The organism is Vibrio genomosp. F10 str. ZF-129 (genome assembly GCF_000287055.2).
Taxonomy (GTDB): Bacteria; Pseudomonadota; Gammaproteobacteria; order Enterobacterales; family Vibrionaceae; genus Vibrio.
Window position 1 is genome coordinate 1 of the sequence record NZ_AJYQ02000037.1, and the last position, 19,889, is coordinate 19,889.

Consider the following 19,889-nt stretch of genomic DNA (forward strand, 5'->3'; position numbering starts at 1 on the left):
TTCTGATCATTTACTTACTGTGATTGGTATCATTTTTTCTATTATATTCAATCAATGTCATTTTTCTTTCATCTAAGTTTGCTCTAATTCGCTATCAATATTGATACTACGCTGAAAGGATAAGTGCTTGAACCTTGAAAAGATAACGCTATGTGAGGCAACCGTGAACAACCTCAAAGCCGTCGAGTATCAATGGGTACGTACCATGTACGTCGAAGGCTATGATGCCTCAGAAATTAATCATTATATCCAAGCCTGCTTTGGTGGGGATGATACCTTCGCAGACCTCTTTAGAAAAGTCGCGTTAAAGCAAGAAAGTATCTATGTGTTACTTCAATATTTAGGTTGGGCACCATCAAGCAGAGAGCTTTGAAGCCATACCAATATTGAATTACTAGCCCTACAAAGCACTAATTGCCTCACATTTGTTTGTAACCCATTCTTCTATTGCACCTTCATTTTCAGGATCACTCGCATCATATAACCCATAAGCTGTTCTGAGTTCTGTTAGCTCGTATACTCATTTTCGCATTAAGGACAAACTTAACGAGGCGTCTTAAGTCAATCCTGATTGCACTTTCTATAGACTTACTCAACCTATAGATATAAAAAAACCCAAGCGATGCTCGGGTTTTGGTTACAAAAACTGTTAGTGAGTTTTTTAGTAAGGAATCAAGCTAACAGCCAGCTATGCGTAACGCCAGAACTGCTCTTAGACTTAACGGATCGGCGGCCAAACCTGAAAGTGTTAAGTTAAGGACAAATGGGCGATCCTAATGGGTCGCCCTAATTATTATTATCCTTTCACACCGCCAGCGGTAAGTCCTCCGACAAGCCAACGTTGTGCAAGTAAAAATACAATAGTAATTGGTAGTGCAGAAAGCACTGCTGCTGCTGCAAAATCTCCCCACAAATAGTTCTGAGGGTACAAATACTGCTGCATTCCAACTGCTAACGTATATGAGTCTACATCAGAAAGTAACAAAGATGCTACAGGAACTTCCCCTACGACCATAATAAACGACAAAATAAACACAACCGCTAGAATTGGTACTGACAGTGGTAATAACACTAATCTAAAGGCCTGCCACGGAGTCGCTCCGTCTAAAGCAGCCGCTTCTTCTAATGAATTATCGATGGATTCAAAGTATCCCTTGATCGTCCAAACATGCAACGCAATCCCGCCTAGATAAGAGAAAATCAGACCACCATGCGTGTTTAACCCTAGGAATGGAATGTACTGCCCTAGCTTGTCAAACAACGCGTAGATGGCTACCAGTGCAAGGACTGCTGGGAACATCTGGAAGATCATCATAGCTTTCAAGATAGTATTCTTACCTTTAAAACGCATTCTTGCAAACGCGTACGCTGACGTCGTAGACAGTGTCACGATTAGCAAAGAGGTAATGCCCGCTACTTTGACAGAGTTCCACAACCACGTTAATACAGGGAACGGTGGTGGTGTTACCGAGCCATCGGCATGAGTGACCGTAAAGCCTAATGCTAACTTCCAATGCTCAAGTGATGGGTTTTCTGGAATTAAACTACCCGTTGCGAAGTTACCTTCTCGGAACGAAATCGCAATCACCATCAGTAATGGGAATATAATCATAGCCAAAAATAGCCACAGCGCGATATGCGTTGCCCAAACACGATATTTTAAGGATTTACCTTGTACCATTGCCATTATAAATATCCTTAATCCTGAGATAGCTTAGTAAAGCGTAAGTTGAGTAATGCCAGTCCACCGACGAGTAAGAAAATCAGTGTGGCAATGGCGCTTGCCAAACCGAAGTCTTGGCCACCCGCGCCTTCAAAGGCGATTCGGTAGGTGTAGCTGACGAGTAGATCGGTGTAACCTGCTGGCTCAGAGGTTCCAATCATATTTGGGCCACCTTGAGTTAACAGCTGAATCATTACAAAGTTATTGAAGTTAAACGCAAACGCAGCGATAAGAAGCGGGGTTAACGGTTTGATCATCAACGGCAGCGTTACTTTCGTAAAATTATGGAAGAAGTTTGCACCGTCAATCGCAGAGGCTTCATATAGGTCTTCTGGAATCGCTTTTAATAGCCCCATACAGAGAATCATCATGTAAGGAAAACCTAGCCACGTATTAACAATCAACACCATGGTTTTCGCTAAGAATGGGTCAGAGAACCAAGCTGGGCTGATGCCAAAAATGGACTGTAAGACCATGTTGATCTCACCGAAGCTTTGGTTAAATAAGCCTTTAAAGATGAGGATAGAGATGAACGCGGGTACGGCATAAGGCAAAATCAGCAGTACGCGGTAAATAGCACGCCCTTTCAACGCTTCCCACTGAACAACACTGGCTAAAATCAGGCCAATAATCAATGTTGCGACAACTGAGATGACCGAGAATAGAACAGTCCAGATGAAAATACTGATGAACGGTTCTTTAATTCCATCGTCTTTCCAGACACGTTCGAAGTTATGCGTACCAATGTCGACGATGAATCCTGGCGCAACGGTAGAGCCAGTGAATTGGCCCATTTCATCGACCGGTTGATAAAAGCCTGTGTCCATATTAGGACGAAGAATGGCGCCGGTTTCATTACTCACAAGAGAGGTTCCATCTTCTTGCAATGTATACAGAGGAACCACTGCGGCAAATTTTCTTAATCCGCTCATGCGGATGTCTTCACCTGTTGGTAGGTGTAAGTCGACACGACTCAGGGAGCTTCGATTCTGAACAATCGTTTTTATTTTCTCTTTGTCGCCAGGCACCGATTCGACAATGGAAAGGTTCATATCGGTTACGGACAACGACGCCAAATCAAAGTGATCCGTTGCAAGCAGCTGCTCACCTTTTTGTACCGCAATACGGTGACCATTCTCTGTGCTATACAGCGTGAATGGGTAGCTTTCACCACTTTGGTAAGTTTGGTCTAACAGTACTGTCTGGGCGCGTTCGAATGAGAGCTGATTTTTTGCACTGTAGTTAGTAAAAGCAAGGCCAACAGTATACACCAGTGGGAAAATGATGAATAAGATCATTCCGGCGATACCCGGATAGATGTAGCGGTGAGCGTACGTTTTTTTACTGCCAAAGATATACAGAGCAAGTGCGGTAAGAATAACAGTAAGGAGTGCAAACGCGAGTTCACCACGAGAATACATTAATATGGTTGCATAACCATTTACGATGCCCAACGAACCTAAAAGTGCCCATTTAATGAATACACTCTTGCTGGTCGGTAAATCCGTTGTTGCTGATGTCATAGCATCTGTGCTTTGAACTGACTGCATAGAGAAACCTGCTAGCGATAATAATAGAAAAAATAGAAATGAAGGAGAGGTTACCCTCTCCTTAAAACGGTGTTACCAGTTACTTTGTCATCTGTTTTTCAGCGTCGGCTAACGCTTCATCAACCGTTTGGCGACCATCGACAATGTTAATGATAGCGCTCTTAGCACTGCCCCAGAAAGCATTCATTTGAGGAATATTCGGCATAATTTCACCGTTCATTGCGTTATCCATCGTCGCTGCAATGCGCTTATCTGCATCAAGTTCACGCTGGAATGAGTTAAGAGCAACAGCACCAAGCGGCTTGTCATCGTTTACTTTACGTAAACCATCGTTCGTCAGTAGGTAGTTCTCTAGAAACTCAACCGCTAGATCTTTGTTTGGAGAAGCCGTACTGATACCCGCGGTTAATACGCCAACGAATGGCTTAGAAGATTGACCGTTGAACTTAGGCAGTGTCGTAACGCCATAGTTGATACCGGAAGTCTCGATGTTACCCCAAGCCCAAGGACCATTAATCGTCATAGCCGTCTTACCTTGGTTAAACGCAGATTCAGATACTGAGTAGTCCATGTCTGCTGAGATAACACCTTTATCGACTAGACCTTTAACGAAGTTCATTGAATCTTTAACACCATCAACAGCGATACCCGCATCTTTTACATTGTAACCTTCAGCGCCGTACTTAAATGCGTAACCACCATCAGCGGCCATTAAAGGCCATGTGAAGTAAGGTTCTTTCAAGTTCCACATGATGGCTGTTTTACCGTCTTTCGCTAGTTTAGCGTTAAGCGCTTCAACTTCTTCCCATGTTTTAGGTGGGTTAGGGACCAGATCTTTGTTGTAGATAAGAGACAGTGCTTCAATCGCAACTGGGTAACCAATCAGTTTCCCATCATATTTCACTGCATCCCATGCAAAATCAACGATGCCTTCTTTAATTTCTTTTGAAGGGGTAACTTCCGTTAGCAAACCAGATTGAGCATAGCCACCAAAACGGTCATGCGCCCAAAACACAATATCAGGGCCGTCGCCTGTTGCCGCTACTTGTGGGAAACGATCTTGCAAGCCATCAGGGTGAGCAACGGTTACTTTAATACCCGTGTCTTCTTCAAACATCTTACCTACTTCAGCAAGTCCGTTATAACCTTTATCACCGTTAATCCAGATAGTTAGTTGACCTTCTTCGATAGCAGCGTGCGCACCAAAAGAGCCAAGAGCAACGAGTGTACTCAGCGCTACTGTGCTTAGGGCATTTTTCATGTCTATATCCTTTTTTATTTTTGTGTTGTAGGGCTTACCAAGAGGTTTGCCGTATTTCGACATACATAATCTTAGAAAAAAGGGGCCGTCTCATCCTCCTACTCTCTACGCCCTCACTATTATGGCTCATTTTCGTGATCCTTAGCGCCTCACCATGAGGACAACCATCACAAAAGTGACACTTTCTGTGATTCATCTCACTGATGAACCAGCTATTTATTTGAGCTAGATCGCTCTCTTAATTTAAGCTCAATATATCGCTCATCCTTTACTACTCCCCCTAGACAATTTGTAGCTAGGAGGATGTATTCACACTCAAAAATGATGAAACTTAAGTCATCCAAGAGTGGATAGTAGGAACCCTTTCCAGTTGTTTGAATGTTAAATTTAGCACTGGCTTACAATGCCGATTTGGTTTCCAGTTATTTGAGATATGTTTATGCCTTAGTTCAATGCGATAAAGAGTACGACTCTTTGAGCCGATTTAAAGCTGCATCAAATATTAACGGGGGATGGAAACCAAATATTGGCTTTGATGGGTGAGGATACGTATCGGTCTGTTTATACTGTATCGACAGTGAGTATTCTCACCCCTTTTTCTTACTCAAATGCCTAAAATGTGTCAGACAAACGAGCAACGATGCAAGTTACGATAGACTCATTGAACTAAAAGTTCGGGATTCCACTGTACTCAGTGACAAAATGCACTCAGTGACAAAAATTACATTAAAAAAAGAATATTAAAACAATGGTTGCCACCTCTACCTTAAACACTGGCAGCCGTTAATGAATTAGATTAATCGAGGACGAGCTAGATGACGAATGTCACGTTAAAAAATGTATGTAAAGCGTATGGCGATGTTTTGATTTCAAAAAATGTTGATCTAGAAATAAAAGAAGGCGAGTTCGTCGTTTTTGTTGGCCCATCGGGCTGTGGTAAATCCACTCTACTTCGTTGTATTGCAGGCCTAGAAGACATTACTTCTGGCGATTTATACATTGGCAATGAACGCATGAATGACATTGAGCCTTCTAAACGAGGCGTTGGGATGGTTTTCCAGTCTTATGCTTTGTACCCACACCTAAACCTTTTTGACAACATGTCATTTGGCCTCAAATTAGCTAAAGCGGATAAAAAAGAAATCGACAAGCGCGTCGAACATGCCGCTGATATCTTACAACTGACTCACCTATTAGAACGACAGCCTAAAGCACTTTCTGGTGGGCAACGTCAGCGCGTGGCTATCGGTCGAACTTTAGTTTCACAACCTAACGTCTTTTTGCTTGATGAGCCTTTATCAAATCTCGATGCGGCACTTCGAGTACAAATGCGCTCAGAAATCACCAAGCTACAGCGCAAACTCGGCTGTACAATGATTTACGTGACCCATGATCAAGTTGAAGCCATGACAATGGCCGATAAAATCGTCGTGCTTGATGACGGTTTCGTCTCTCAGGTTGGTCGACCACTAGAGCTTTACCACTACCCAAAAAATCGCTTTGTCGCTGGGTTTATTGGCTCACCAAAAATGAACTTCATGAGCGTATTCATTGAAGAAGTTGAAGCCGAAAGAGTAAAAGTTCAGCTTTCTAATGGTATGTCTTTCTGGATTCCAGTGGATGGTACGACCGTTAACCGTGGCGACAGAATGTCGATGGGGATACGCCCTGAACATTTGCTTACAGCGTCAGATGGTGATGGTTCAATCGAAGGGGATGTGATGATTGTAGAAAAACTAGGCAACGAAACTCAAGTTTACCTTAACCTAGAAGGCGCAGATGCGGATGTGAACTTCCGTCAGCCTGATACGTTACCCGTCGAAGTGGGTGACAAACTCGAAATTGGCATTCCTGCTCATCGCTGCCACTTATTCCATAGTAATGGAAACGCTTGCCGCCGCCTGTATAAAGAAGAAGGCATGAAACTCGATTAATCGTCTCTAACGATGAGACAATTAACATCAAAAAAAAACCCCAAGACTTTCACCTCTTGGGGTTTTCTTATTAAAGGTCAGCATCGACAAAAATGCATCAATCCTTATTGGCCTGTTTTTTCGGCATCGGATAGCTTTTACTGACAAACTCCACTTCTTGGGTGCTCGTAATAAAATTAATGTAAGAAGCGAGCGTATACATCACATTGGCGAGCAGGTTAGCGTAACGAAACAGAATAGGATCAGGCTGTTTTTTACCTGAATGTTCAATGGCTACTAGTGCCCTTACTATCTTCTTCGCGTTACAACGGCACAAATGAAGCTCACTCGCAGCTCGCGCTCCTCCCGGTAAAACAAAACCTTTGAATCCCCCCTGAAGTAATGAACGAAGATGTTCATAGTCTCGGTACAATTCGGTGAGTTCAATGTCGGTAATCGCCAGTTTTCCTCGTACAGACCCGTTTAAATGATAGACATTGGGTTGTACTCGCTGTAACACGTCGCGGCTGATTTCATCCAGATCGTAGGTGAGTACGACGCCAATTCGACTGCACAGTTCATCGGTGATGATTTCAAAATCACACACAGGGCTATCTTCATAGATAAATGGGTAACAGATCTCACCATCTGCTTTACTGACTGGTTTCACTCGCATTCCTTACGCATACAAAAACGCCCACTAATTACCTAAGCTAAAAAGTGAGCGTTTTATCTGAGCTAATCGACCATTAGCTAAAAATATATCAACGAAACAACTATTTAATTACATATTGTAGCAATAGTCTAACGTGTAGTCTTCCCCGCTTTTACTGGTGTATTCTTTATCTTCACTGCACGCCCTTGGTTTTCCTTTTTCATCACCTTGTACCAGGCTAATCCAGTGACGCATCGCGGCCATCTCACTTCTTGGTTGTGTAAAGGTAGTGCACGTTTCCAACTGAATATCATCAATCTCAATAAGCTCAACACAACCCGTTCCTTTGTGACATCCAAGCAATACATCGACATGGCTTCCATTTCCATCTTTGAACAAGATAGAGCATGGGTCTTCTTTTTCACCTGTGTAAGCAACAAAATGTTTATTGCTCTCTAAACCGCTGTGAGAGCCATCTTTGAAATAGGCAACCATATGTCGGTAATCAATCATATAGCCGGTTACGTCTTGATGAGAGCCATTCTCCAGCGGAAATAGGCTATCGAGGAGTTGTTTTGCTTTCACCTGTTTTTCACTTTGCTGATTAGCACTGATTGTCTCTACGGCAAAGACAGCTTCAGCGATAAATGGCTTGTTATTTGTATTTGTCTGTTTTTTATCGAATCTAAGCATATTCATAGTCTTTCCCTCTGTAAAACTCATTCAGTGTGGTAGTCATTGGTTAGTACTACCAAAATTGTCCTATCTAGAGCAAATATTCAAAATTTACTTTCGGTTCTCGGTAAATATGTGACTTTGCTTACTTGGAAGATTAGCGAATTTTTGACTACAATTTCACAACAAAAATTTTACAATGTGAATTTTACAAAATGTCTCTATCAAAAAGCTTAGTTCGTCAGTCTCATTTCCTAGGTACTAAGATTAGAAACCTGAGGAAACGCAATCACTTAACTATGGAAGATCTCTCTGCGAGGTGCATACGGGTGAATCCCGAGTACGCCCCATCGGTTTCTTACCTCTCGATGATAGAGCGAGGAAAGCGTGTACCCAGTGTTGACATGTTAGAAGTCATTGCGGAAGTTTTTCAAAAAGATCCACGCTGGTTTCTCGATGATGAACCGGAACAAAGCGCAATTACGCCTGACAAAGGAAATCGAGGTGGGATCAGTGGGATGGCACTTGAACCTAGTTTTTTATTTTCCAATGACATTTTACAAATTGCGATTCCTGAGATGCTCTCCCAAACTGGGATCACTGGCCGTCAATTTGCCCATCTATTGATTCGCGCTCACCAAGAAAGTAATCAGAACCACTTTCCTCACCTCGAACGTGCCGCCGAAGAAGTGGGGTTAAAAAGACTTAACCTTGCGATTGAAGACCTTATCGACATAGCGAAAAACCTGGGTGTCAGAATTCGTTGGATAACTCGAACGCCTCAAGATGTGGTTGATGAACTTGGCGTTAGCGCTAAGCAATTAGTGACCTCATTTTTTGAAGCGCCCAGCACAATTTACCTCAATGAGATACTTAAAGAGTACCCGACTCGTCTTAAATATGATCTCGCTGTTTATATTGGTCATTGTATTTTGCACCGAAAAGAAGGGCTAAAAAGTGTTCTCTCTGTGGGTCACACCAATAGCTGGGAGGAAACAACAAGCCCTAGCCCTACCTCTGAACTTAACTCTCAGGATATCCTGCAAGCGTGGCGTGATTTTGAATCCAGCTTTTTTGCCGGTGCTTTACTCTGCCCAAAAGTCCCGTTTAGGCAGTTGCTTGATCGCAGTGGTTATGAAATTGATGTGCATCAGAAAGCGGGGGTTTCACCTTCCGTGGCGATGCGCCGAATGACGGTCGTTTCTCCCTACCCACATTGGCACTATTTCGATGCATACGGGCAAAATAAACTCAAAGCCGTGTACCGCGGAAATGGTATCCCTCTGCCTTGGGGGAACATGCGAAAGGTCAACGACCCTTGTCAGCACTGGGCGGTTTTCAGACGTCTATCTGAGCCGAAGAGCCACAGTTCAGCGCAAATCTCAATTCTTAACGTGGGTGATGAACCTAGGATTTATTGTTGTGAATCGGTCAATATGACCGATCCAGCGGGTAACAATCGGGTGTTGTGTGCAGGGATTGATCTTAATCCCGCCATTGATGCGCAAGGAGGAGACGCGCGCTCTATTGCGGAAGACCTCAAGTCACTGTGCGTTTCCAAAGGAGGTAGTGCTGCTATTCCGCATTATATTAAAAAGGAGTTCACAACCATTGCTAAAATACTCAATATCAATTGGATTGAAAGAGGCATTGAATCGGATGCTCGGGTAATTTGTTCTCGCGGCGCAGTGTGTCCACGACAACCTAGCTGCTATAAGCCATGTGGCAATTAAGTCCTAAGAAAATTAGGCCATACACATGAGTTAAGCCATACGACAGTTAAGCGTTTTCAGCTTTAGACCTTGATATAATGAGACCTTGAGATAATGAGGCCTTTAAGTAGGAAATGAATAAAATGGTCAGCCAGAAAAGAAAAAAGCCAATCCCAAAATAAGTGGGGATTGGCTATATATATCTGTGAACAAAAATGCGTTCACTAACAACGTCAGTTGGCTAGGTGACCCTCGGCTTAAGAAGGGTCAATCTTTATATAGCAGTATGTGTGCCAACTTTTTAAACACGAAAAAACCTGCTTATTGTCGATAAAACAACCAGATTCAGGCCAACACAATGCATAAGGCAGTTTCATAATAGGATTAAATTGCAAAATGCAAATATCAAAATGCAAATATCACCCCCCCCTAGACGCCCTAACAATTTTATGTGGTTATTAGTATACTTTTGACTCATCCAGAGCCCAATGGGAACTAAGAAGTGACACCACCCAATCTAGAGCTACTCTCTCACAATGACCACAGCGCACTTCTCGAGTTTGAAAAAATGAATCAAACTTGGTTTGAATCTTATGTTCCTGCGCGAGAAACCGGCTTTTATTCCGACAGCGGTCTCACTCAACACATTGACGATTGTCTAACACTTCACCAGTCCAACGAAATGCTTCCAATGCTTATTAAGAGTGCTCAAGGGGAAATCGTCGGTCGAATTAATCTACATAATTTGGACTTAGATGAGGGTTCTGCGCATCTCGGGTACCGAATCGCACAAAATAAAACGGGGCTTGGTATTGCAACTTTAGCGACCAGAAAAATCGCGATTCTTTGTAAGGAAGATTATTCGTTAAAACGATTAATTGCCCTTGCTGCAACCAATAACATTGCATCGCAACGGACACTCACTAATAACCAGTTTAGACAAACTCGAACTCATTCCAATTACACTCGATTAAACGGTAAGTTAATCCACTGCATTGAGTATCAAAAACAGCTTTAACTACTTTTCTAGCCGACTGGCTTCCATCATTCTCACATTCAGTTTGGAGACCATGCAGCAATTTTTTATGTTCCAAGCTGGCGACGTTTTTGCTGATACATCCGTTCATCGGTCACTTTTAACAGCATTTCCGCATCGAGATAATCATCACTGTACAAGGCATGACCAATACTGGCTCTAATATTGATCAAGTGCTGACCATAAATCACTGGGGTTTGGCAGAGTGCTTTGTGCAGCGCTATATTGACAATGTCGACATCATTCGGGTTAGAGATGCGAGACAAAATCACCAAGAACTCATCGCCCCCCACCCGAGCGACCAAATCGGATGAACGCAACACACTTTTCAACCTTTCGGCACACACCACCAAGACTTTATCGCCAGCAGCATGGCCGTAGGTATCATTAATCATCTTAAAACCATCAAGATCAATATTCAGTACCGCGAAGGTGCTGTTCTCTGTTTGTGCGCAATCTTTAAAAAGATTGTCTAGTGTGTACATGAAATAGCGACGATTAGGTAACCCTGTGAGTTCATCATGAAGTGAACGCTTGTGGGCCATTGTATATTGGCGGTAAATGACAAAAAGCGAGAAGGTCAATAGTAGCGTAATAGGGTAGCCAATTAGGCGAGCAATATTGGCCCTATACCATGGAAGATGAGACAACGGATTTTCCCTAAATGATGCAACGAGCTCCCAACTACCATGGGGAAAACGCACGGTTGCAGTACCAAATGCGTCATCTAAATACGCTGATCGACCAAAAAACACCTCACCATACTTTCCCATACTGTCTAACCCTTGAATAGCCAATTGATACTTATGACTCAATGACTCGACACCGACACTATGAAAAAGTGAATTGAGGTCAATGACAATGCTGCTAACTCCCCAATACTCTTTATTAAACGGTGGGTCGGTAAATATCGGAATTCTCGCTATTACCGCTCGTCCTCCTTGCACTAAGTCTACAGGACCTGCAATAAACACATCTTGAAGATCATGGGCTTTCTTAATCGAATTCCACTGTGCAGGCACCGTTTTGTAGTCTAAGTTGAGAGCCTGTTGATTTCCCTTTTCTGGATGAACAAAGCGAACAACATCGTCGGGGGCTAACCCTATAAGACGTATGTGCTTCCCTTCTCTTAGAATATTCGTCGCCAGCGCGCGCCAACTTTTCGTATCAAATTCGGGATTCACTGTTATCAATGCACTGAGGCTTTTCGTTTCATAAATATCGGCCAAAATCGCGGCCTCAAGCTGTGCTCGAACAATTGACAACTCTTCTTTTGCTCGTGTTAAAAGATCACTGTACAAGTAATTATTTTGGCCTCGATTAATCCATTCAATCGAGGCAATGGCTGTGAAGACATAAAGGATAAAAACCAAAAAAATATAATGTCGATTTCGTCCTTTCAGCTTCATGAACACCTCTGATTACATACAATCCGACAAACACTTAAAAACACAGAACAATTAGACCGACTCTTCACATGACCACCTCATCCACATTCAGTCCTATTAGAATAGGCGTATAATCGTATTTTGCGTAACTAACACGACGACTTAGCGACATTACCTTCGTCTTTTATACCTACTACTTATCAATTCCCTAATCTGTGTGGCCGATGATTATCGAAAGGTTGTGATCGATAAATTGTCTTTAACGAAACAAACCCTGACACAATACTTACAACAAAATTTATCATGGCTGATACGTTGAGGACACTAATAAAAAGGAAGAATCACCATGCTCAATGTTAAAAATATCAATGCAGTGATTATCGCTGGGCTGTTGATCATTGGGGTTATTTTTGTCGATGGGGTCAAGGCTCAATCAAACGCTATTGAGAATAGAAGCATACCCACATCGTTGTCTGACAATGGGTTTAAGGCAAGTCGCTATCAGGAGTCTGCAACTCTCATCAGGGAGACTTACGAATCCCAACTCTATACCCTTTCAGCATTTAAAAAAGGACATTTCGGCTTACGTATGTACCGACAAACCTTAGACGAAAAATATGCTGGGGCTATATGGAGTGACATGGCTAGGGTTGCCAGCCGACTCAACCGGTTTTCACAAGAAGTGCACACCGCTGAGCAAATCATTTTGTATTCAGAAAACCGCCTAAAAAGCTATCTTGGGGAAACGGATGAAAGAAGCATTCGTCGTTACAACACGACTCTTCATCACCCTGAATACCTGTATTTAGGTGTCGATTTACTGGGTTCAATGGCCAGAGCAAATGAATATGGCCTCAAGCATCAAGATGATAAAAAACTGCGTGAAGTTTTACGTCGATACGATTTTAATCTCTATGCAACAAACCCTGACATGATAAAAGCATGGGCAGCGCAATTAGCGAATCAAGTCTATTGGTTAAGACAGTTACAAGAACAAGATGTCGTTGAGGAATTTACTACTGCATTTCGCTCTACCTATCCAGATTATGAAGACAAACAACTCACATCACAGCAGTATGGAAATAAGATTTATGGCATGACGCATATCATTTTTGCTGACTCGCAGTATTATCAAAAGCCTGTCAATGAAGTGAGCCACCAGTGGATTTATGATTATTTTCGAGACAATATCGATACCATTTTATTGCGCACCAAAGAAGACATTATAGCCGAAGTGGGTATCGCATTTTTGCTCGCAGGGTTAGAGGACGACCCTGTCGTTGAAAAGACCAGGCAAGCGATTCAAGGAGCTGTGAATAAAGATAAAGGCATGATTCCATCCACAAAAGGAGACTTTGATTTGAGTTATGGCGAACATCGTAATGTTTTAGCCATCATGTTGCTCGATTGGCAGGGTCCGCATACGGCACCCGTCTTTAATCAGCATAAAAACCTATTCAATAATATGCCTTATGGCCTAACGGGAAAATAATCACACCAATCCAAAGAGTTCAAACGGAAAACGCACATACAGGGCTGATCCCTATTAATTAACTGATGGTATCAAAATAACGTGACTGCTCTCACATTCAAAATTGGTCAAATTTCAATTTTAATCTACGCTTTAATAGATCGAATGCGATAGTTATTTAGGCGAAAAACAATGCCCCAACTGGTTGGACGACATTTAGAAGAAATGGCGAATATGCGCTCATCAAGGCAGCGTAGGATTGTGCTTATTTCTTCTATTATTGTGGGTGTGTTTCTAAGCTACTACGCCTTTGGGCATTTTCTACACCACCGCTACTTCTTTGGCTTTTTTAATCTATCAACGTTGCTGATTATCGTTGCTAATGTTCGTTATTTGCTTAAACATCCGACATCTAACCATTCAGAAATGATCCTCAGTGGTGTGCTACTGTTACAAGCACTGGTGCTTCTTCTCTATGGTGAAGCCATAGAAAACCGAATATTATGGCTGTTTCCAATTATTGCTTCGATTACCTTCATAAACCAGTTTAAAGTCGGTTTGCTTTTCAGTTGCTCGTTTTTTCTGATCGTTTTGTTTTCAGCTCTATCCCCAGGAAATCTTGTCCTGCCGAGTGACTATTCTATTGATACTATATTGTTCAGTCTTTTTGCGGTTTTGGTGATCTGTAATACGTCGTCTTATTACTATGCTAAAGCGGTTAACTATATTCAGAGCTTATATAAAGAAGGAATCGAAGGCTTAGCTTACATGGACCAACTCACAGGGCTGGCCAATCGATGGAGCTTTGAAAACTGGGCGGTTGACAAACTAAAAGCGGAACCGGCTAAAGGGAGCATCACCGCACTTATCTTTATTGATATAGATAACTTTAAAAGTATTAATGATAATTATGGGCACGATGTCGGTGACCGTGTTCTACAAAACTTTGCGAGTCGTTTAAAAAACAATATACGAACGAAAGATCGCCGTACCAATAAAAACGATTACTCCATCGCGCGTTTTGCCGGAGATGAGTTTGTTATTCTTCTCTATGATGTGAAATCACGTAACGATCTAGATGGGATACTCGACAGGATCTGTAATATATTCTCAGACAAGTATAAAACTGAGCAACGAATCAACTCTTTAACCGTCAGTGTGGGGGCCGCTATTTATCCATCCGATGCACCTAATCTATCAGAGCTCACTCGCTGCGCCGATAAAGCAATGTACACCGCGAAGTACCGAGGTAAAAACCAATATTGTTATTACCACGATGAACCTACCGAAAAAAGCATAGAAGGTCATGATCAAGACAATGTAACTCCGCTGAAACAAGTAAAGTCATTATCGCCTTAGCTTAACCCGCCATATACATGGCCCACAAACTCACTAAAGCCGCTACAATCAACCAAATAACATAACGTGCTGTATTTGGGCTATCTTTCCGTGGTTTGATCACTGTTTTTGTCGCAGCAGAACGAGCCGCAGAGATGACACTCAAGTGCTTTCTTTCATATTCTCTTCGTTGCTGAGCTTTGTTCGCTATGTCCGTAAATCGCTGTCTTTGCTCTGTCGTTAGTTCTTTACTTGGATCGTAGCGCTGAGATTCATTTTGCTTTGGTACTACCGCCATGAACACCTCCTATGCCGACTTGGTCATCTATATAGTGTAGTAAATACTATATAAATCAGCGAAATTTTTGGATTCTCTACCTGCAATTCTGCTCTGTTTTTTGTAACAGAAAAACAATGCTCAATTGAACATTGCCAGCGATGCATATATTAAGCCGTGAGCAATAAACATAAATGATGACCTTTGATAATCTGAGTCTTTCCAAAATATATCAAAAGGCCATCATGAAGTACTTAAACTAACTTGCCACCTGTTTTCAAACGTATCTACTGGTTATGAACGTATCTACTCTTTACGTTCATACATTGAGATTATAGGTACTCACAGAGATACGCTGTTGGAGTTGCAACTTTAACATCAAACGAGGAGTTACCCTCTACGTCAAATGCTTCCCCTTCCTGAAAGGTAACCCAATCAACATCATCGCGACGCTTAATGGTTAGCGCCCCTTTAACTACCGTCATTTTTTCAGCTGAACTCGTACCAAATGTGTATTCCCCTTCAGCCATTACCCCAACACTGCTTTCCGCGCTTTGCTGAGAAAAACCTAAAGACTTTACGCCACCGTCAAAATACTCGTTTACTTTGATCATTCATTCTTCCTTGCTAAATACCGCTCCCTTTAAGAACCCTATGTCCTTAACGGCTAGCCTTATGTTTTAACCAATTATGGTATTGATCTCAAGACAGAATTTTATTTTGATACTTTTTATAAACCGTGCCGAACGACTCAGAACATGTCTCTAAGCTAAGAAATCCAGAAAAATGACGTCTTTCGCTCTATCCTTTAAGTAGAGCATTTGGGCTAGAGATCATATTTTTTCATCTATTGTTTGATTGAATAGTAGATATAGGACAACCTGACTTTTCATCGTCATTTTTAATGTGAGTACATAGCATGGCTACAGTCAGGGGGAAGCCAACACGCAAGGCGACGCCAAAAAGGAAACGTAAACCGATGATGACCAAAGAGCAGATAATAAAAAGCGCCATTTTTTCTGTCATGGCGATTCTTTCAGTCTCATTTTCATCATTAATCTATTTCAGTTATCAAAATTTTATTAACCCTGAGCATGTGTACGGTAATTGGATAGAAATTGGCTCGCCAAAATACGATACCGATATACTGTTACTTTCTGATTCCGGTGTGTATCGGAACAAGCGATTAATCACAACTAGGTTCAATTTCAACGGCGAAAAAATAGAAATAGAAACAGGAAAGGGAATGTTTATTTATGAATTAGCAGGGACACCAAATTCGCCCCAGTTGAAACGCATTTATCCTAACAGTCCAACAAAGCGATTTATTAAAGAGGGTTACGAAGACACTGTATCAAACGAAAGTGGTGGTGGAAAAAATCGTCGAGCCGCTTTATCTGAACATTTTAGCCAACCGTAATTCTGCTCTTTGCAAACATCTTTCCTTAGCAAACACATTCATATCCTAACCCATTTTAATATCAAGAGTTAGTAGGGTGTTTAATGCAGAAGAATCCCTTTATAATCATCACAGACACTGACTAACAAAGATCATAGCAATGTATGCATTCCTTCAACAGATCCACAATTTTGTTCTCTCATTACCCCAAACCGAGGGGAGCAGTATTTATTTCATTACAGCGGTAAGTCTATTTGCTTGGATCACATGGCGTATTCTATTTACTCGTCTAGAAACACTGACAGAAAAAACATCATTCCAATGGGATAACCTAACCTTAGATGCGCTAAAAACCCCGATTAGTACGCTCATCTGGTGTTGGCCTGCCACGATTTCCTTAGGCGTATTTCTACAAGGCCATTTCTCAAGCGACCTAAACTGGCTAAATACATTGAAGCTGATTTTGGTGATCAGCGTATTCGTTTGGATAACGCTGAGACTCATACACAATGTTGAAGAGTATGTCCTAAGTAAAAAAAATCGGGATGAAACGACCGTTCAAGCGCTAGCCAAAGTGGCTCGGCTGTTTTTTGTTACCATTGGTTTATTGACGACAATGCAAGCATTCGGGCTCAGCCTTTCTGGTCTGCTTACATTTGGTGGTGTTGGCGGTTTAATCGTTGGTTTCGCAGCTAAAGATTTATTGTCAAACTTTTTTGGTGGGATGATGATCTACTTTGATCGCCCATTTAAAGTGGGAGACTGGATTCGTTCGCCAGATCGAGAGATCGAAGGTACGGTTGAACGAATTGGTTGGAGAATGACCATTATTCGAACATTTGATAAACGACCGCTGTATGTCCCAAATTCGGTATTCAGTAGTATTGTTGTAGAGAACCCTTCAAGAATGCAAAATAGACGCATTAAAGAAGATATTGGGATTCGTTATAACGACAGCAGTAAAGTCGCATTGATTGTGTCTGACATAAAAACCATGCTCAAGACTCACCCAGATATCGACAGTAAACAAACTTTGATCGTCAATTTCAACGCGTTTGGGCCTTCGTCTCTTGTTCTTATGGTCTACACCTTCACGAAAACCGTAAACTGGATTCGATTTCATGAGGTAAAACAAGATGTGCTACTGAAGATTCTAGCGATTATTCACAAGCACGATGCCGATATCGCCTTCCCAACTCAGACTCTGAATATCAACCCTCTGGATGTCAACCTGAAGGAACGGCCCGAAACCACCCAGTTAACCCAACCAGAAGCTCACCTTTAAATCAAAAAAATAGCTGTATTCTAGGGTGAATACAGCTATCACTGACAAGCAAAATATAGTGAGCAATTCTTGGTTATTCGTTCCTGATGACTCTCGCTCTCACAAGCCATTAATTACCAGCTGGCTTTCTCAGTTCACATTGCTGCTTAACGTGAACTTTTTGCTCATTAGTCATTGAACTCCAATCGAGGATTTCCTGCAAAGCTCGGTAGCAACCTAAACAAACGTCCTTATCATTCAAACAACAGTGACGAGTGCAAGGTGACTCTATTTCTACACGTTTTTTTGATTGCTTGGTTGAATAGTGGTTTGGATCCATACCGTCTGAACCTTAGTTTTATTAAGCGAAGCTGTTACTACTCTTGAAATTCAGCGGTATCAGTCGGGCGCAGTTGACGCTGTACACCCATAAGGAAATTACGAAGGATTTGGTCTTTACACTCTCGATAATGCTTATTTTCAGGCTTACGGAAGAATGAGCTCAGTTCGTGTTTGCTGAGTCTAAAATCAACAAGCTGTAAAATATCTAAAATGTCTTCTGCTTTTAAGTTCAATGCGATACGTAATTTTTGGAACACCATATTATTGTTCAAATTACTTTCTGGCTTTGGTTGCTCGCCTTCTCGCTTACCACGTTTTAAATTAATCAAGCCATTCAAGAATGAAGAAAAGTCTGTATTTTCTAGTTTGATAAAAGACTCATCTTCTTCTTTTTTCAACCAACCCGCGACTTGCTCTTCAGTGACTTCTAAATCAGCAAGAGAAAAGATCTCAACCATTGTGGTGTTTTTAAAATCAAAGGTATAACGGATGCGACGTAAAATATCATTATTGGTCAAAATAGTTCCTAGTCTTAGGTAAGCCCAGCACAATCAACACGATTACTGGAAGAGCGGCGATTTTAGCAGAGTTAGCTCGATCTGCCCTACACATTATTATACGCCTCATTCTATTGTTTAGAAGAAAGCAGCTCCTCTCTTTCATCGCGGCATTCATACGAACCCATTTCAAATTCTCTGCAAATCAAAGGTCGGTTCTCGTAAATAGTGCACATTAATGTTTCTCGATCGACCGCAGAACACCAACCATCATCAAGGCGCAGCATGGTTTCTCCCCCCCATTTATCATAGGCAATATGGTGCTCTGGGACACCCGTATCGGTAAGAATCACCACTTCAAGACGGCAGCAACACGCTTCACAATTGGAGCACAATATTTCTGGTTCTGGCGTTATATCTTTAATCGCTATCGTCATCGGTTTCTCGATCTTAACTACTGTACTATCAAGGCTGCATAGTACTTGATATTGAACACTTAATCGAAGTTCATTTTTCTAGTGATATTGCTTGTTAATGATAATGATATTGCGTGCTCGTGTTATTGATTAAACGATTGGATTTCATTTGATGTTAAATAGCGCCACGCCCCGCGATCAACATCGAGTTGAATCTTGCCAATTCGCTCACGGTGCAGCGAAACAACTCTATTGCCCACCGCAGAAAACATTCGCTTAACCTGGTGAAACTTCCCTTCTGTGATGGTCAATAACACTTCTTTTTCGTTTATTTCTTCTAAAACAGCGGGTTGCGTTAGATTTTGTTCACCTTGTAGTTGAATACCCGACAAAAATCTCTCTGCAACATCATCGCCTATCGGTTTCGATAAGCCAACACGGTACACTTTTTGGCATAACTTAGTCGGCACCGTGATATTAAATGACCAATGTCCGTCATCTGTGATCAACACTAAACCTGTTGTATCAGCATCAAGCCGACCAGCAATGTGGAGTTCAGATTTATTGTCTACATCAAGGTAATTGAATAGCGACGGATACACTTCATCGATATTAGAGCAAATAGTACCGGCCGGTTTGTGCATTAGAATATAGCGAAATGGGCGTGGTTTTAGCATACATCCATTCAAGGTAACAATATTGTTAGCATGAACTTGAGCCGCCTCATTAATTGATACACTGCCATTAATCATGACCTCGCCACGTTTAATACACGCAGCGGCTTGCTCTTTGACTAATAGGGTACTTTTACACACAAATTTATCCAGACGCATGTTTGCACTCCGCTAGGTCTATTTGACGGTTTATCGTGTTTACTTGAGCTAATACTAATCGAACTAAATCGTACCAATCACAGTAAGTAAGTGATCAGAAATAGCGCAAGAAAAAGGCTTGAGAACAAGGAGGAATTTT

The 19,889-nt window shown here is 41.8% G+C and carries 20 protein-coding genes; 8 read left to right on the forward strand and 12 right to left on the reverse strand.

Annotation, left to right across the window (positions count from 1 at the left end; genetic code table 11):
- Positions 1 to 127 precede the first annotated feature (127 nt).
- On the forward strand, positions 128 to 373 hold the full coding sequence (locus tag A1QO_RS04865; RefSeq protein WP_017036769.1) for a hypothetical protein: 246 nt from the start codon (positions 128 to 130) through the stop codon (positions 371 to 373).
- Between the two features lie 423 nt (positions 374 to 796).
- Here the strand turns inward: A1QO_RS04865 and malG are convergent, their stop codons facing one another.
- The 3 genes from malG to malE form a co-directional block, all read right to left on the reverse strand.
- On the reverse strand, positions 797 to 1,687 hold the full coding sequence (gene malG / locus A1QO_RS04870; RefSeq protein ID WP_017036768.1) for a maltose ABC transporter permease MalG: 891 nt from the start codon (positions 1,685 to 1,687) through the stop codon (positions 797 to 799).
- Positions 1,688 to 1,698: 11 nt separating this feature from the next.
- Positions 1,699 to 3,273 (reverse strand): maltose ABC transporter permease MalF, encoded by a 1,575-nt coding sequence (gene malF, locus A1QO_RS04875; protein WP_017039783.1) that lies wholly within the window; start codon positions 3,271 to 3,273, stop codon positions 1,699 to 1,701.
- Between the two features lie 79 nt (positions 3,274 to 3,352).
- Positions 3,353 to 4,534, reverse strand: a complete 1,182-nt coding sequence (malE, locus tag A1QO_RS04880; protein WP_017036766.1) for a maltose/maltodextrin ABC transporter substrate-binding protein MalE — start codon at positions 4,532 to 4,534, stop codon at positions 3,353 to 3,355.
- Between the two features lie 815 nt (positions 4,535 to 5,349).
- On the opposite strand from malE, the gene malK reads away from it, so the two are divergent.
- On the forward strand, positions 5,350 to 6,468 hold the full coding sequence (gene malK, locus A1QO_RS04885) for a maltose/maltodextrin ABC transporter ATP-binding protein MalK (RefSeq protein ID WP_017036764.1): 1,119 nt from the start codon (positions 5,350 to 5,352) through the stop codon (positions 6,466 to 6,468).
- A gap of 97 nt (positions 6,469 to 6,565) precedes the next feature.
- Here malK and A1QO_RS04890 read toward each other — a convergent pair whose 3' ends face one another.
- Positions 6,566 to 7,117: an ATP:cob(I)alamin adenosyltransferase gene (locus A1QO_RS04890; protein ID WP_017036763.1), complete on the reverse strand. Its 552-nt coding sequence runs from the start codon at positions 7,115 to 7,117 to the stop codon at positions 6,566 to 6,568.
- A 114-nt stretch (positions 7,118 to 7,231) separates the two neighbouring features.
- Positions 7,232 to 7,801: a malate synthase gene (locus A1QO_RS04895; protein WP_017037629.1), complete on the reverse strand. Its 570-nt coding sequence runs from the start codon at positions 7,799 to 7,801 to the stop codon at positions 7,232 to 7,234.
- Between the two features lie 191 nt (positions 7,802 to 7,992).
- On the opposite strand from A1QO_RS04895, the gene A1QO_RS04900 reads away from it, so the two are divergent.
- On the forward strand, positions 7,993 to 9,510 hold the full coding sequence (locus A1QO_RS04900) for a DUF3612 domain-containing protein (protein ID WP_069583227.1): 1,518 nt from the start codon (positions 7,993 to 7,995) through the stop codon (positions 9,508 to 9,510).
- A gap of 481 nt (positions 9,511 to 9,991) precedes the next feature.
- On the forward strand, positions 9,992 to 10,507 hold the full coding sequence (locus A1QO_RS04905; protein WP_017037628.1) for a GNAT family N-acetyltransferase: 516 nt from the start codon (positions 9,992 to 9,994) through the stop codon (positions 10,505 to 10,507).
- 65 nt (positions 10,508 to 10,572) lie between these two features.
- Here A1QO_RS04905 and A1QO_RS04910 read toward each other — a convergent pair whose 3' ends face one another.
- A complete protein-coding gene (locus A1QO_RS04910) occupies positions 10,573 to 11,934 on the reverse strand; it encodes a diguanylate cyclase (RefSeq protein ID WP_017036759.1) in 1,362 nt (453 codons plus the stop codon).
- A 325-nt stretch (positions 11,935 to 12,259) separates the two neighbouring features.
- Here A1QO_RS04910 and A1QO_RS04915 point away from each other — a divergent pair, with 325 nt between their 5' ends.
- Both A1QO_RS04915 and A1QO_RS04920 read left to right on the forward strand, forming a co-directional pair.
- Positions 12,260 to 13,405: a DUF3541 domain-containing protein gene (locus tag A1QO_RS04915; RefSeq protein WP_017039726.1), complete on the forward strand. Its 1,146-nt coding sequence runs from the start codon at positions 12,260 to 12,262 to the stop codon at positions 13,403 to 13,405.
- Between the two features lie 171 nt (positions 13,406 to 13,576).
- The gene (locus A1QO_RS04920; RefSeq protein ID WP_017036757.1) at positions 13,577 to 14,743 is read left to right on the forward strand and encodes a GGDEF domain-containing protein; all 1,167 of its coding nucleotides are present in this window, start codon (positions 13,577 to 13,579) and stop codon (positions 14,741 to 14,743) included.
- Position 14,744: 1 nt separating this feature from the next.
- On the opposite strand, the gene A1QO_RS04925 is transcribed toward A1QO_RS04920, so the two are convergent.
- Both A1QO_RS04925 and A1QO_RS04930 read right to left on the reverse strand, forming a co-directional pair.
- Positions 14,745 to 15,020, reverse strand: a complete 276-nt coding sequence (locus A1QO_RS04925) for a hypothetical protein (protein ID WP_017039725.1) — start codon at positions 15,018 to 15,020, stop codon at positions 14,745 to 14,747.
- Between the two features lie 311 nt (positions 15,021 to 15,331).
- On the reverse strand, positions 15,332 to 15,613 hold the full coding sequence (locus tag A1QO_RS04930) for a pyrimidine/purine nucleoside phosphorylase (RefSeq protein ID WP_017036755.1): 282 nt from the start codon (positions 15,611 to 15,613) through the stop codon (positions 15,332 to 15,334).
- A 365-nt stretch (positions 15,614 to 15,978) separates the two neighbouring features.
- Between A1QO_RS04930 and A1QO_RS04935 the strand changes: the two genes are divergently transcribed.
- Positions 15,979 to 16,419, forward strand: a complete 441-nt coding sequence (locus A1QO_RS04935) for a DUF2850 domain-containing protein (RefSeq protein ID WP_017039724.1) — start codon at positions 15,979 to 15,981, stop codon at positions 16,417 to 16,419.
- Positions 16,420 to 16,558: 139 nt separating this feature from the next.
- Entirely contained in the window at positions 16,559 to 17,683 is a 1,125-nt protein-coding gene (locus A1QO_RS04940) for a mechanosensitive ion channel family protein (protein ID WP_017040978.1), read from the forward strand.
- A 109-nt stretch (positions 17,684 to 17,792) separates the two neighbouring features.
- Here A1QO_RS04940 and A1QO_RS04945 read toward each other — a convergent pair whose 3' ends face one another.
- The 4 genes from A1QO_RS04945 to A1QO_RS04960 all read right to left on the reverse strand — a co-directional run bounded on the left by A1QO_RS04945 (position 17,793) and on the right by A1QO_RS04960 (position 19,750).
- Positions 17,793 to 18,002, reverse strand: coding sequence for a DUF1289 domain-containing protein (locus A1QO_RS04945; protein WP_017039723.1), 210 nt, complete (start codon positions 18,000 to 18,002; stop codon positions 17,793 to 17,795).
- A gap of 37 nt (positions 18,003 to 18,039) precedes the next feature.
- On the reverse strand, positions 18,040 to 18,522 hold the full coding sequence (locus A1QO_RS04950) for a DUF1456 family protein (protein ID WP_017037624.1): 483 nt from the start codon (positions 18,520 to 18,522) through the stop codon (positions 18,040 to 18,042).
- A 110-nt stretch (positions 18,523 to 18,632) separates the two neighbouring features.
- Complete coding sequence (locus tag A1QO_RS04955) at positions 18,633 to 18,938, reverse strand: YkgJ family cysteine cluster protein (RefSeq protein ID WP_017037623.1); 306 nt, start codon at positions 18,936 to 18,938, stop codon at positions 18,633 to 18,635.
- Between the two features lie 122 nt (positions 18,939 to 19,060).
- Positions 19,061 to 19,750, reverse strand: a complete 690-nt coding sequence (locus A1QO_RS04960) for a pseudouridine synthase (protein WP_017036750.1) — start codon at positions 19,748 to 19,750, stop codon at positions 19,061 to 19,063.
- Between the last annotated feature and the right edge of the window lie 139 nt (positions 19,751 to 19,889).